Consider the following 12720-nt stretch of genomic DNA (forward strand, 5'->3'; position numbering starts at 1 on the left):
GCGCTCGACGGTCAGATCGTGGACATCATCGCCGAAATCGACCGCGATGGACTGTGGGGTGGCACCGGAGCCCGGACGGTGGCGGGGTTGGTGGCCTGGAAGCTCGGGGTGTCTCCCGCCCACGCCAAAACACTGACCGCTGTGGCGCAGCGGCGCGAGGAGTTCCCCCGCTGTACGGCCGGCATGCGGGAAGGTCGGGTGTCGCTGGATCAGGTTGGTGTCATCGCCGAACACGCCGCGACCGGCTCTGACGCCCACTACGCCGAACTGGCGGTCAGTGCCACCGTCAACCAACTACGCACCGCCCTCAAAATGGAACCGAAACCCCAACCCCAACCAGACGCCGAACCCGACCCTGCAGCTGAACCCGGACCCGGACCCGACGCCGACCCTGCAGCTGAGCCTCAACCTGGTCCGCAACCGCAACCGCAATCGCAACCTGAACCTCGTCTGGAACCGGCGCGGTCGATCAGTAAGACCTGTGACGAGGATTCCACGACCTGGCACATCACTTTGCCCCACGATGAAGCGGCCACCTTCGACGCCGCCCTGGCCTCCCACCAGGACGCAGTTGTGGCCGAGTGGAAACGCAACCATCCTGACGGGCCGTCTGAGACCACCCCACCGTTCCCGAACCCGGTGGACGGGTTCATCAGTCTCATCCACGCGGGCTGGGACACCGATGTGGCTGCTCGACCTCATGGGCAGCGCACCACCATCGTCGTGCATCTTGATGTCGAGAAACGGATCGGGGCCTTGCATCTGGGTCCCGTGCTCACCGACGAGGACCGGCAGTATTTGACCTGTGATGCCACCCGCGAGGTGTGGTTCGAACGGGCCGGCCAACCCATCGGGGCCGGGCGGGAAACCCGCACCATCAGCCGTCGACTCCGCCGCGCCCTCGAGAATCGGGATCGCTGCTGTGTGGTCCCCGGCTGCAGCGCTACCCGCGGGTTGCATGCTCACCACCTGCAACACTGGGAAAACGGCGGCCCCACCGAATTATCGAATCCTGTGCCGGTTTGTCGGAGGTCCGGTCTGGCGAACCTCAGCACCGTTCAAACGTACGGCGCACCCTGTCACATCAGGTGTTCCTGGACGGCTTGGTACACCGTCCGCACGGTCGGTTGAAATCCGAGCTGGCGAGCCAGCGAACCATCCATGTGTATGTACCACGGATTTGCCAGAGGGCTCGAAGACGACGCCATTTCTCCACCAGCGAGTGCAATCAGCTCATAGATCGAAGTTGGCGCATCGTCGGCGATATTGACTACACGCCCATCCATCGCGCCGCTCAACGCGAGCATCATCGCGGTAGCGATGTCGCGATGATGGATCATGCTCATTCGTTGTGCAGGTTGAAAATTGGCGTTTACAGCCAGCGCGGGAAGCGACTCCAGATGCCCGTCCTGATCGCCATAGACAAACCCGAATCGCTGGATCGACCAGTTCAGCCCGCTGTTGCGAAGCTCATTCTCCGCCGCAAGCTTGCTAGCCGGATAGTCCAGCGTTGGTGCGGCCAAGTCGCTTTCGCGACCCGGATGCGGACTGTCGATGTTGTAGACGAGCCCTGTGCTCGCCATGACGAACCGCGCCTCCGGTGCGTAGGCTTGCGCCGCAGCGATCAAGTTGCGCGTGCCCTCGACATTGGCTTTCCAGATCAAGTCGGTGTCGGCAGTGCGGAACACCGCAGCCAGATGGATGATCGCCGACACATCCTCCAGCGCCTCCGCAAGCGAACCGGGATCTAACAGGTCGCCCTGGACGGCCGTAGTTCCGGCAGGAATCTCCTTGCCGGCCCTGACAAGAGCGCGGCAATCGACTCCAGCAGCCACCAAACGAGGAACCAGGCGAGCCCCAACCAGACCGGTCGCTCCGGTAATCAAGACAGTCATTCGTCACTCCTTCTCATGTGTGAGATTTTCAAGGCGTTCTGTGGCGATGCGCAGAACTCGCGCCGTGGTGGCGATATCGGCGGCATCGATACCGTCGAACGCCACTGTGCTGATGCGGCTGAGATCAGGTAGCTCACCCCACAGCCGCGTTCCCTCCCTGGTCAGCCGGAGTTGCTTCTGCCGCTGATCGACCCGATCGACCACCTGCTCCACAAGCCCCTTGCGTGTCAAGGCCCCCACTACAGCGCTTAATGTGGCGCGCTCAACCTGCAGGATCCGCTGTAGTTCACGCTGCATAGTCGGCCCGTTGTGGGCAAGCTGATACAGCACGTACCACTGGGTGGCGCCGAGCCCGTACGGCCGCAGCACGCCCTCCATCGCCATACGCGCGGCCAGATAACAGCGCTTCGCCCACGCACCCACCGACGCATCCTGCTCGGAGACCCGTTTGTCTGCCACCTAACAATAATGTTAGGTAGCAGACAAACCGTCAAGCCCGGAATGTGAACTCCTTGCCAAGCTCGCCGTCAGGCTGCGTTTTGGCCCTCTATGCTGGATGTGTCGCGCCAACGTTTGGCCCTAATCAGTGAAGCACCCCGGGTTTGAACCTGCCGTCAACTTAGGCATTGCTGCAGGTCAGCGGATTGCGGGTTTGAAAGCGGTTGCGGTGATGGGTATCTGATTCGCGCGGAGTGGGTCGATCGAGGGAAGGTGAAGTGGTGGCGGCGCCATTTTCGACGCCCAGATTGGCTTCTAGAGTCGTTGTATAGCAACGTATTTCACGTATCATTAGCACCTGCGACCGACAATGACCCCGGTGGTGAGTCCGACTGTGGTGGCCGGTTGACCGACCGGATCGGCCTGGGCGCGCTGACCCGGCTGGTGCACCGTGATCTCATCGATGAGGTCCTGGCCGACACCGGCCGCGTCGAACGTCGTCGCCGGGTACCGCCGGCGCAGGTGGTCGTGTATTTCGTGTTGGCGACGGCGCTGTTTTTCGACGATGCCTACGAAGAGGTGATGCGTAAGCTCGTCGGGTGTGGTCGGGGGTGTCAGGCCAAGGACCTGGATTCAAGCTTTCGGCCCGACGCGTCGGAGACGAGCAGGTGTTCGGCGGGTCCGGTGAGGCTGATGAGACCGCGGTGATACAGGCGGTGGTGGAACGGGCACACCAGCACCAGATTCGACAGGTCGGTAAACTGCCCCCCACCCGATGTCCCACCATGCCCCGGCCCCACCGGCGAACGCGCCAACTGGTGGTGGTACCAACCCTTCCAACCACAACCACCACCAGCTGACTAGCTGATCCTGACTTACTCTCGTCGAGCGTTGGTTCCCGGTGCCGGCCACCAAGAAACGGCGCCACGGCACCCACACCAGGGTCCGGAAACTCAATCACCGACACCGCAACAGGATCCACACCAGGAACACCAACCCCGGCCCTACGTCTGCACCAAGACCGCCGACCAAATCTCGCTAGGACCAGGACTACTGCCACCGACTCAGAACACTGGTTCCAAAGAACTGGTTTGCTCGCGAGGTCACGGAGCCATGAAGGACAGCTCCGTGCATTCCTGCAACAAATCCTCCAGCGCCGACCGCACCGCAGCGCCGACCGTATCGTCTCGAAGCTCCGCCAGCGCCCGGCGCGCCTCAGCCACCAGCACTCCGATCCGCGCGGTGATCGCGGCTACCGCTCCCGATTCGACGAATACCGTTTTGACAGTGTCGATCTCGTCCGCCGAAGCATCCGGGTCACCGACGATGCCGATCAGCGTCGCGCGGTCGGCCGCACCTGCCAGTCGAAGCGCACTACCCAGCAGCTCGGTCGGTTTGGCCGACCGGATGTCGTCACCGACACGCTTGCCGCTGTTCATCGGAGCCGCGAACAGGTCGGACAGATCATCACGCAACTGGAAGGCCTGGCCCGTCGCGCGAGCGAACCGCTCCAACACCGTCGATCGCGTCGCACCGCCGACTCGCAGTCCGAGTTCCATCGGACGTTCCACTGTGTAGACACTCGTCTTGTACTGCAGGATCTTCTCTGCCGCACTGGTCGAAAAATCGCCGGCGGCCTGCGCGCGCAGCTCGAGCAACTGACCCGAGATCACTTCCGCACGCATGCCGCGGAACGCACCGAAAATCAGCCGCCGCTGCCCCGGATCCAGCCCATCGACCGCCGTGTCGAACAGGTCGTGCGCCACGCCCCACAACAGATCACCGATCAGCAGAGCGGTGTGATCTCCGAAATCGTCCGCCGATCCGGTCCAGCCGGTCGCACGATGTCCCGCCGCCAGCCCCGCCCGGACCGACGGTCTGCCCCGGCGAAGAACAGATCTGTCGATGATGTCGTCGTGCACCAGGATGGCCGCGTGCAACAGCTCCAACGCTGCCCCGAGAGAAACGATCTGGACTGTCGGTTCGGTATCCCCCGCCGCTGACCGCCACGCCCAGTAGGCGAACCGCGGCCGTAACCGCTTACCGCCGACGGTCGCCGCGGACAACGCCAGCTCGGCGAATGGGATCAACCCCTGGTCGATGACCGTCAGGCGATCCGAAATGCCCTCAGCCACCGCGCCATGGAGTGCAGCATCCACCGCTCCCAGAAACGCCGCCTGCTCATCGTCCACTCCGGTCAGATCCTCACTCCTCGTCCAGCTCACCCGAGGGCCGAGTGTAGGGCGAGCGCTCCCGGCCCGCCGCCGGGCGCAGCCATCGTTGTAGGCCCCTACAGTCCGCCACGGCCCCGCTGTGTGAAGCACCTGCATTGTCCGATTGAGCGTGCGAGACACCGGTCACACTGCCCATACTCGGTGTCCCAGGGGTGGCGAAAGGAAGGGCAGTTCGTGTCCGGAAGTGAAACACACTCAGCACCAACCGAATTGAAACGCGAATTCTCACTGTGGTCGGCATTCGCGTTTGCATTCGCCTTCATTTCGCCGATCGTGGCGATGTACGGCATCTATGGCCTGTCGATCTCGACAGCCGGCCCGGGCTTCTGGTGGACGTTCCTGATAGTGGGCGTCGGCCAGTTCTTCGTCGCGCTGGCGTTCGCCGAGTTCGTGTCACGCTGGCCGATGGAGGGCTCGATCTACCAGTGGACCAAGAAGCTGGCCGGCAATGTCGCCGGCTGGTTCGCCGGGTGGGTCTACATGTGGGCGCTGGTCATCATCATGGCCACCGTCGCCTACGGCGGCGCTGGGTTCCTGGCGCATCTGTTCGGCATCTCCGAACCCACCGCCACCCAGCAGAGCGCCATCGCCCTGGGAATTCTCCTGGCTGGCACCGTCGTCAACATCCTGGGCCGCACCTTCCTCAAGGTGCTGATGGTCGGCAGCATCATCGCCGAGATCGTCGCCTCTGTCGGGCTCAGCACGTATCTGCTGATCTTCCACCGTCATCAGGGATTCGATGCCGTGCTGCACGGCCCTGACCTCGCCACCGGATGGTCCTGGGCCTACATGTCCGGTCCGTTCCTGGCCGCTCTGGCCTTCACCGCATGGTCGATCCTGGGCTTCGAGAGCGCCGGCGCCATCGCCGAAGAGGTCAAGGACCCGCAACGCAACGTCCCCAGGGCCATGCTGTTCGCCGTCGGCTTCATCGCAATCGTGATCGCCTACGCGTCGCTCGCAGTCGCCCTGGCCGTACCCGACTTCGACGTCATCACCTCCGGCGAAGTCGCCGATCCCGTCTACTACGTGCTCGAGAGCGCACTCGGCAGCGCAGCCGTCAAACCGATTCTGTTCCTGTTCGTGATCGGCTTCCTGGCCAGCTTCCTGGCACTGCAGGCCACCGGATCCCGGGTGATCTGGTCCTATGCCCGCGACCATGCATTGCCCGGCTCCAAGGTCTTGGTGCGGCTGTCCAAGGCCGAGGCGCAACCGGTGCCCGCGATTCTGGTGACCACGGTGATCGGCGCGCTGGTCTTCCTGATCTCCACCACCGATGTGTATTCCGTCCTGGTCACCTTCACCGCCGGCGGGTACTACCTGGCATTCCTGTTCCCGCTGGTCACCGGCCTGATCTCGCGATTGCGCGGCACCTGGGAACCCGGACCGTGGAACCTCGGCCGGTTCAGCACCCTGGTGGCCACGATCGCGGTGCTGTGGGCGGGCTTTGCGTTCATCAACATCATCTGGCCGCGCCAGCCCACCGAGCCCTGGTACATCAACTGGGCCTTCTTCGTGGCGATGGGCGCGATCCTCGCACTCGGCGCCCTGATCCTGCGCTCTCGGCTGTCCAAACCCCGGATCGATCCCCCGATCGACGAGGCCGAGCAGATCAGGGAACCCGCATGAGCGCGCCGGTAGCTGTTGTCACCGGTGCCGGCAGCGGCATCGGAGCCGCCGTCGCTGAGTTGCTCAAGCAGCGCGGGTGGATGGTGGCCTCGATCTCGCGGGAACCGGCACCGCTCACCGATCTGTGGATCACCGCCGACGTGGCCGATGAAACGGCGGTCGACGAGGCAGTGTCGCGAGTCTTGGACACCTACGGGCGCATCGATGCGGCAGTGATCTGTGCCGGCCACTACAACGAAACACCGGCGCTCGACATCGACGAACAGTCTTGGACCCGGATGTTGCGGGTTCACGTCGGCGGATTCGCCCACGTGGTACGAGCGGTCCTGCCGGGGATGCGCAGCCGGGGGGCGGGCCGGATCGTCGGCATCGCCTCGGAGCGGGCCATCGGCGGTGGCGACAACGATGCTCACTACGCCTCCGCCAAGGGCGCTGCCCTGAGCCTGATGCGCAGTGTGGCGGTCGAAGTCGCTGCCGATGGGGTGTTGGTCAACGCGGTCGCTCCGGGACCGTGTGATACCCCGCTGCTGCCGGCCGATTCATGGGAGCGTGCCGAAGAGTTTGTCCAGAAACTGCCGGCAGGACGAATCGCGTCCACCGCGGAGGTCGCCGAACTGACCCGGGCGCTCCTCGAGGAGGACCTGTTCCTCTGCGGAGAAGTGTTGTCGGTCAACAGCGGAACGGTGATCTGAGCAGCCATGACATCTTCGAATCCACGAGTCCTGGTGACCGGCACCGACACCGACCTCGGCGCCGCGGTCCGGGCTCATTTCGACAACGCCGGGGCCGTCACCATCGGTTCACAGGCGCATCGCCTCGAATCCGTGGCATCCGGCGCGACACCGCAGAACGTCTACGCGGATCCCGGTGACGCCGAACAGATCCGCACCGCGGTCCGGGACGCCGCAGCCGCTCTCGGCGGGCTGGACACGCTGGTGGTTGCCCACGGGTTACCGGTGGTGTATCCGTTCGGCGAGCAGACGATGGAAGATTTCTGGCGCCACGTCGACACCACGCTCTCCGGCAGCTTCTACTACGCGCAAGCGGCGGCCGAGGTGATGCGTGCCGCCGGCTCCGGTGGACGCATCGTGCTCACCACATCCAAATGGCATGTCGGGGGGCCGAATCTGTCCGCAGTCGCCACCGCCGCAGGCGGCATCGTCGCGCTGGCGAAAACACTCACCAGAGATTTCGGTCAGTTCGGGGTGGGGGTGAATGCCGTCGCCGTGGGGGCCGTGAACTCGGAATGGTCGATCTGCGACGCAGCCACCAATGCCCCGCTGCCACCCGGCGGTGCCACCGGCTCCGTCGATCAGGTGGCTCGCATCATCGGCATCCTGGCCCAACACCGCCTCGGGGCGGCTGTCGGCCAAATCGTGAACGTAGACGGCGGGTTGTCCCGCAACCGCGTCTAGGAAAGGACCAACAGTGAGTACAGGCAATGAATCTCGCCCCATCGTCGGGGCGGTCGATCCCACCGTGCAACCGCGTTATGCGGGGTGGACCACGTTCGCGCGGCTACCGCGGCTGGAGGATGTGCCACATGCCGACGTGCTGGTGGTCGGCGTGCCGTTCGACAGCGCGGTCACCTACCGGCCCGGAGCCCGTTTCGGCCCCAACGCCGTCCGGCAAGGATCCCGCCTGATCCGCGGATACAACCCGGCCCTGGACATCAAACCGTTCGAAGTCTGCCAGTTCGCCGACGCCGGCGACATCTCGTGCAATCCGTTCGACATCACCGAAGCGGTGGACCAGATCACGGCGGAACTGACCACGCTGCTCGCCCGCGGGTCCCGCGCCGTCGTCCTCGGGGGTGACCACTCGGTGGCGCTCCCCTCGTTGCGGGCGGCGCATTCGGTGCACGGCCCAATGGCATTGGTGCACTTCGACGCACACCTGGACACCTGGGAAGGCCTCTACGGCGCCGACGTCACCCACGGCTCACCGTTCCGGCGCGCATTCGAAGAAGGACTTCTGCGCGACAACAACATTCACGTCGGAGTGCGTGGATCGATCTATGACAAACAGGATTTGGTGGAAGACGCCGGGTTCGGCTTCTCGATCATCACCTGCCAGGACATCAGTAAGATCGGCTCGGAGGGCATCGTCGAGCAGATCAAGGAGCGAGTGGGTGACGCGCCTGTTTACGTGTCCGTCGACATCGACGTGCTGGACCCGGCCCACGCACCCGGCACCGGGACACCCGAGGCCGGGGGTATGTCGAGCCGGGAACTGCTCGAGGTGATGCGCGGTCTCGACAACGTCAACCTGGTCGCCGCCGACGTCGTCGAGGTGTCACCGGCGTACGACCACGCCGAGATCACCGCGGTGGCAGCGGCGAATGTCACCTGGGAATTGCTGTCCGTGTTCGGCAGAAAGGCATGAGTGTGACCGAGCTGATCCCCGCGGGCCCCGTCACCTGGCCCGACGGCAAGAAGTGTGCGGTGGCGTTCACGTTCGACGTCGACGCCGAATCGCCGTTGCTGACCACCGACCCGGCATTCGCCGATCGGATGGGCGCCATGTCCCACCAGGCCTACGGCCCGCTGGTGGGCATCCCCCGACTGCTGGGCATACTCGACGAGTTCAAGATTCCCGGGACGTTTTTTGTCCCCGGATACACCGCGCATCGCCATCCTCGGCCCATCCGCTCCCTTGTCGAGGCCGGACACGAGATAGCCCATCACGGTTATCTGCACGAGTCATTGGTAGGCGTCAACGAAGCGACCGAGCGAGAAATCCTACAACGCGGTATCGACGCGCTCCAGGAGGTTGCCGGAGTTCGCCCGACCGGGTATCGCGCACCGATGTGGGAGATGAACTGGCATACCCCCAAGCTTCTGGCGGAGTTCGGCTTCGACTACGACTCGACGTTGATGGATTCCGATCACCCCTACGAACTCGCGGTCGAGGATTCGGGCTCCCTGGTGGAGATTCCGGTCAGTTGGGCACTCGATGACTGGCAGCAGTACTGCTTTGTGCCGGACTTCTCCGGTACCGGCCTGATCGAGACACCGGCCAAGGCCATCGAGCTGTGGCGTGCCGAACTGGACGCCATGCGTGCCATCGGTGGAGCCTGGGTCCTCACCAACCACCCGTTCCTGAGCGGCAGGCCGGGCCGCGCAGCAGCGCTGCGCGATTTCATCGCCGAGGTGGCTGCCATGGATGATGTGTGGATCGCCGGAATGTCGGAAATCGCCGCCCACGTGCGTGCCCAGAAACTCACCCCACGAGTCTTCGATCGCCCGGAATTCAGCCCAGTCCCGACCAAGGAGAATTGATTATGTCTAACGATGCGTTCACGCCCGACAAGCTTCGCGAGGCCTATCAGCACGTGTGGTTCGTCGTGGCCCGTTCGCAGGACATCGACACCCCGCAGAAGGCGCAGCTACTCGACCAGAAGCTGGTGGTGTTCCGGGACTCGACCGGCGCCGCCCGGGTCCTCGACCGTCGTTGCATTCACCGCGGCGGCAACCTCGGTAACGGCAAAGTTGTCGGCGACAGCATCGAATGTCCCTACCACGGTTGGAAGTTCGATGGCAGCACCGGCGGCTGCACCACCATCCCGTCACTGCAGGAGGGTGGCCGGATCCCGCCGAAGGCCGCCGTCAAGTCATATCCGGTGATCGAGCGGTTCGAGCACGTGTGGACCTGCCTGGGTGACCCGGTCTTCGACCTGCCGCATCCCCCGGAGATCGCGGATCTGGAACTGGAATGGCGCGCAGCAGAACCGATTCACGCCGACTGTGGCTTCATGGCCGCCACCGAGAACTTCCGGGACATGGCGCATTTCCCGTTTGTGCACGAGCCATCGATGGGTGCGGTGGAACCCGTGGTCGGCGATCTCCAGGTCGAACGGGACGGCCGCGAAGTCCGCGCGTCGTATTTCTACGGCCAGGTGGAAGATTCCGATTTCTCCGACATCGGCGACTCCTGGATGCATTACCACTCGTATGCACCCGGCATCGCGACCATCCTCTACGATTTCGGGCCGGAGATCGGCAAGCGGTATCTGGTGGACTTCCCGTCTCCGGTCAGTTACGACAAGTGCATCATCTTCTGGGGGGTGGCCACGGACCGCGATTTCCGCGGTGGCACCGTCGACGAGATCCTCGCGATCGAGACCAAGGTGTTCAACGAGGACACACCGATCTTGGAAGGCCTCGATCCCAAGGAAGTCCCGCTGGCCGGCCAGGCGTTCGAGGTTTCGGCTCCTGCCGACGTCTATACGCTCAACTACCGACGGGCGACACAGCACGCAGTGCAGGCCATCACCGCGGCGCGAGCCCCGGAACACACCGAAAACGGCCGCGTCCACACCTGATCCCGCCAGCAGGGGCCTGACTCCAACGGAAGCACATGAAACTACAAGTCGTCGCGCTCCGGCTGGAGGCTGACCAGATCATCTCAGTGACACTGCGCGACCCCGACGGCAACCGGCTCCCCCCGTGGGAACCCGGCGCGCATCTGTCGCTGACCCTGCCCAGCGGCCGGATCCGGCAATACTCGCTGTGCGGGCAGAGGGAGGACCGCGACAGCTACACCGTCGCGGTCCTCAAGGTCGGTGATGGCCGCGGCGGCTCCCGGGAGATCCACGAGCGACTGCGCATCGGCGAATTGCTCGAAACCGGTGAGCCGCGAAACAACTTCGTGCTGGAACCGGCGCCGCACTATCTGTTCCTGGCAGGTGGTATCGGGATCACGCCGATTCTGGCCATGATCGATGCGCTGCGCGCGGCCGGAAACCACAGCTACCAGCTGAGGTACGGAGCGCGCACCCGCACGGCCATGGCATTCACCGATCGAATCTTGACGGCCGGCTCTGTCGCTGACGGAGCCGGCGGCAGCGAGGCGGTCCAGTTGGTGGCGCACGACGAGGCCGGTCCAGTCGACATCGCCGCCGCGATGGCCGTCAGTCCGCCCGGCACCCGCGTCTACTGTTGCGGGCCGCCCGCGATGCTGGCGGCCGTCCAGGAGATCAGCACCGGATTCCCGGAATTGACGGTGCATTTCGAAAGGTTCAGCGCGGCGGCGCCCGAGACCTCCGGTGGTGACGACGAGTCGTTCGAGGTCGAGCTGGCGCGCACCGGCACCACAGTGACGGTGAGTGCCGGCCAATCGGTGCTGGACGCCGTTCTGGAGGTGGTTCCGGACGCACCGTATTCATGCACCGCCGGATTCTGCGGAACCTGCGAGACAAAGGTGCTTGCCGGCCGGGTGAGCCACCGCGACGACCTGTTGACCGCGGATGAGCATGCGTCGAACACCTCGATGATGATCTGTGTCTCGCGCTCAGAGGGTGGCACTAAACTGACACTGGATCTATGAGCGCCAGACCACCGCTGAAAACCTATGACCACCAACAACAAGATCACCGAGCAGGTGAGCACCCGCCCCGGGGCAGATCTATCGGGCTCGGTGCCGCATGACGGCACGGTAAGCCTCGGCGAACTGCTCGCCGAACCGACGCTGCATGTCGAGGTGTTGACCGAACCCGTCGACACCCGGCGTTCGATCCGGTACGTCTACCCCACCGAACTCGCCGACCCGTCCCCATATCTGCATGGCGAGGAGCTGATCCTCAGCGTCGGGGTACCGGTAGCGGGCCAGCCCACCGCGGTGATCGAGCAATACGTGCAGAACCTCAAACGTCACCAGGTGTCCGCACTGTTGGTCGGTCTCGGTGACCTGTTCGCGCGGCCCCCGGAACCGCTGCTGGCAGCCTGCCGGGCCCACGATCTGCCGTTGCTGACCCAGCGTGCCACGGTGCCCTTCCGGCGCATTGTCGACTGGGTGGACGACCAACGTGCCGCACACCGGACCACCGACTCGCGGGAACACGAATTGGGTTCGATGTTGCGCTGGTTCGTGGCCGGGACCCTGGGCGCCGGGCCCGTCGAGCACGAGCTAGCGTTGCGGGGCCTCGCAGGTGTGCCGGTGGCCGTCTGCGCCTTTCCCGTCGACAGGCACGCCGAGGTGCACCGCCTGATCGACGGTCGCACCGGGGCGATCGCCGTGATGGAGGACCGCATCATCGGGCTCTGCGCGCACACTGCCGAGTTCGGTGCAGCCCTGACGCAGTCGGAATTGGTGTGCGGCGTTGCCATCGCCCAAGACGCACCCGCCATGGCGCACGCGATCCCCGAGGCACTCGAGGCGCTCCAGGAGGGGCTGCGCTACCAGCGTGCGGTCCGCATCGATGAGACCGCCTCGTTGGAGGGTCTACTGGCGGCCGTGCCCAAGGTACGGCTGGTGCCGTTTGTCCACCGGCTGCTGGTCCCGCTGGTCGATCACGACAAGAACAACAACACCCAGCTGACAAGTTCGCTTCAAGCGTTCTTGTCGCCCGATGACGACATCTCGACCGCCGCGGCGCGGCTCTACGTCCACGTGAACACCCTACTTGGTTATCTGTAACTAACACCAAGAACTGAGCTGCCCAACTGTTCAGGACGAGCGCTACATGTGTACGCAGTGGAAGTACGAGTCGGATCGGGCTGCACATGTGTAGGACGTGGGTGGGTTTG

Annotated in this window: 12 protein-coding genes and 3 pseudogenes; 11 read left to right on the forward strand and 4 right to left on the reverse strand. The window is 64.4% G+C overall.

The genetic code is table 11. The annotated features are described in order from the left end of the window. On the forward strand, positions 1 to 1131 hold a 1131-nt coding region (locus tag WBB07_RS08945; protein WP_526306775.1), incomplete at its 5' end, for a DUF222 domain-containing protein. Here WBB07_RS08945 and WBB07_RS08950 read toward each other — a convergent pair. Both WBB07_RS08950 and WBB07_RS08955 read right to left on the reverse strand, forming a co-directional pair. Beyond that, positions 1080 to 1895, reverse strand: coding sequence for an NAD-dependent epimerase/dehydratase family protein (locus tag WBB07_RS08950; RefSeq protein WP_526306777.1), 816 nt, complete (start codon positions 1893 to 1895; stop codon positions 1080 to 1082). The genes WBB07_RS08945 and WBB07_RS08950 overlap by 52 nt on opposite strands. 3 nt (positions 1896 to 1898) lie before the next feature. Beyond that, entirely contained in the window at positions 1899 to 2354 is a 456-nt protein-coding gene (locus WBB07_RS08955) for a MarR family winged helix-turn-helix transcriptional regulator (RefSeq protein ID WP_526306779.1), read from the reverse strand. 384 nt (positions 2355 to 2738) lie between these two features. Here WBB07_RS08955 and WBB07_RS08960 point away from each other — a divergent pair. Further along, positions 2739 to 2933 (forward strand): annotated as a pseudogene (locus WBB07_RS08960) (transposase domain-containing protein); the annotation flags it as partial. Positions 2934 to 2950: 17 nt separating this feature from the next. Here the strand turns inward: WBB07_RS08960 and WBB07_RS08965 are convergent. Then, a pseudogene (locus tag WBB07_RS08965) lies at positions 2951 to 3127 on the reverse strand (HNH endonuclease); the annotation flags it as partial. On the opposite strand from WBB07_RS08965, the pseudogene WBB07_RS08970 reads away from it, so the two are divergent. Further along, positions 3099 to 3197: pseudogene (locus WBB07_RS08970) on the forward strand (hypothetical protein); the annotation flags it as partial. The pseudogenes WBB07_RS08965 and WBB07_RS08970 sit on opposite strands and share 29 nt — an antisense overlap. A gap of 239 nt (positions 3198 to 3436) precedes the next feature. Here the strand turns inward: WBB07_RS08970 and WBB07_RS08975 are convergent. Then, positions 3437 to 4558, reverse strand: a complete 1122-nt coding sequence (locus WBB07_RS08975; protein ID WP_526306781.1) for a polyprenyl synthetase family protein — start codon at positions 4556 to 4558, stop codon at positions 3437 to 3439. A gap of 219 nt (positions 4559 to 4777) precedes the next feature. Between WBB07_RS08975 and WBB07_RS08980 the strand changes: the two genes are divergently transcribed. The 8 genes from WBB07_RS08980 to WBB07_RS09015 are packed head-to-tail and all read left to right on the forward strand — an operon-like array spanning position 4778 to position 12610. Continuing rightward, the gene (locus WBB07_RS08980) at positions 4778 to 6193 is read left to right on the forward strand and encodes an amino acid permease (RefSeq protein WP_526306783.1); all 1416 of its coding nucleotides are present in this window, start codon (positions 4778 to 4780) and stop codon (positions 6191 to 6193) included. Continuing rightward, positions 6190 to 6885 (forward strand): SDR family NAD(P)-dependent oxidoreductase, encoded by a 696-nt coding sequence (locus WBB07_RS08985; RefSeq protein ID WP_526306785.1) that lies wholly within the window; start codon positions 6190 to 6192, stop codon positions 6883 to 6885. The genes WBB07_RS08980 and WBB07_RS08985 overlap by 4 nt, the downstream gene beginning before the upstream one ends. Before the next feature lie 6 nt (positions 6886 to 6891). Continuing rightward, complete coding sequence (locus tag WBB07_RS08990; RefSeq protein ID WP_526306787.1) at positions 6892 to 7608, forward strand: SDR family NAD(P)-dependent oxidoreductase; 717 nt, start codon at positions 6892 to 6894, stop codon at positions 7606 to 7608. Positions 7609 to 7621: 13 nt separating this feature from the next. After that, positions 7622 to 8578, forward strand: coding sequence for an agmatinase (speB, locus tag WBB07_RS08995; protein ID WP_526306789.1), 957 nt, complete (start codon positions 7622 to 7624; stop codon positions 8576 to 8578). Then, on the forward strand, positions 8575 to 9474 hold the full coding sequence (locus WBB07_RS09000) for a polysaccharide deacetylase family protein (RefSeq protein ID WP_526306791.1): 900 nt from the start codon (positions 8575 to 8577) through the stop codon (positions 9472 to 9474). Before speB ends, WBB07_RS09000 begins: the two co-directional genes overlap by 4 nt. 2 nt (positions 9475 to 9476) lie before the next feature. Continuing rightward, positions 9477 to 10517: a Rieske 2Fe-2S domain-containing protein gene (locus WBB07_RS09005; protein ID WP_526306793.1), complete on the forward strand. Its 1041-nt coding sequence runs from the start codon at positions 9477 to 9479 to the stop codon at positions 10515 to 10517. Positions 10518 to 10552: 35 nt separating this feature from the next. Beyond that, positions 10553 to 11521: a PDR/VanB family oxidoreductase gene (locus WBB07_RS09010; RefSeq protein WP_526306795.1), complete on the forward strand. Its 969-nt coding sequence runs from the start codon at positions 10553 to 10555 to the stop codon at positions 11519 to 11521. Between the two features lie 24 nt (positions 11522 to 11545). Continuing rightward, positions 11546 to 12610 (forward strand): PucR family transcriptional regulator, encoded by a 1065-nt coding sequence (locus WBB07_RS09015; protein WP_526306797.1) that lies wholly within the window; start codon positions 11546 to 11548, stop codon positions 12608 to 12610. The last annotated feature ends 110 nt before the right edge of the window (positions 12611 to 12720 follow it).

Origin of the sequence: Mycobacterium sp. (genome assembly GCF_049647605.1) — a bacterium.
Lineage (GTDB): Bacteria > Actinomycetota > Actinomycetes > Mycobacteriales > Mycobacteriaceae > Mycobacterium.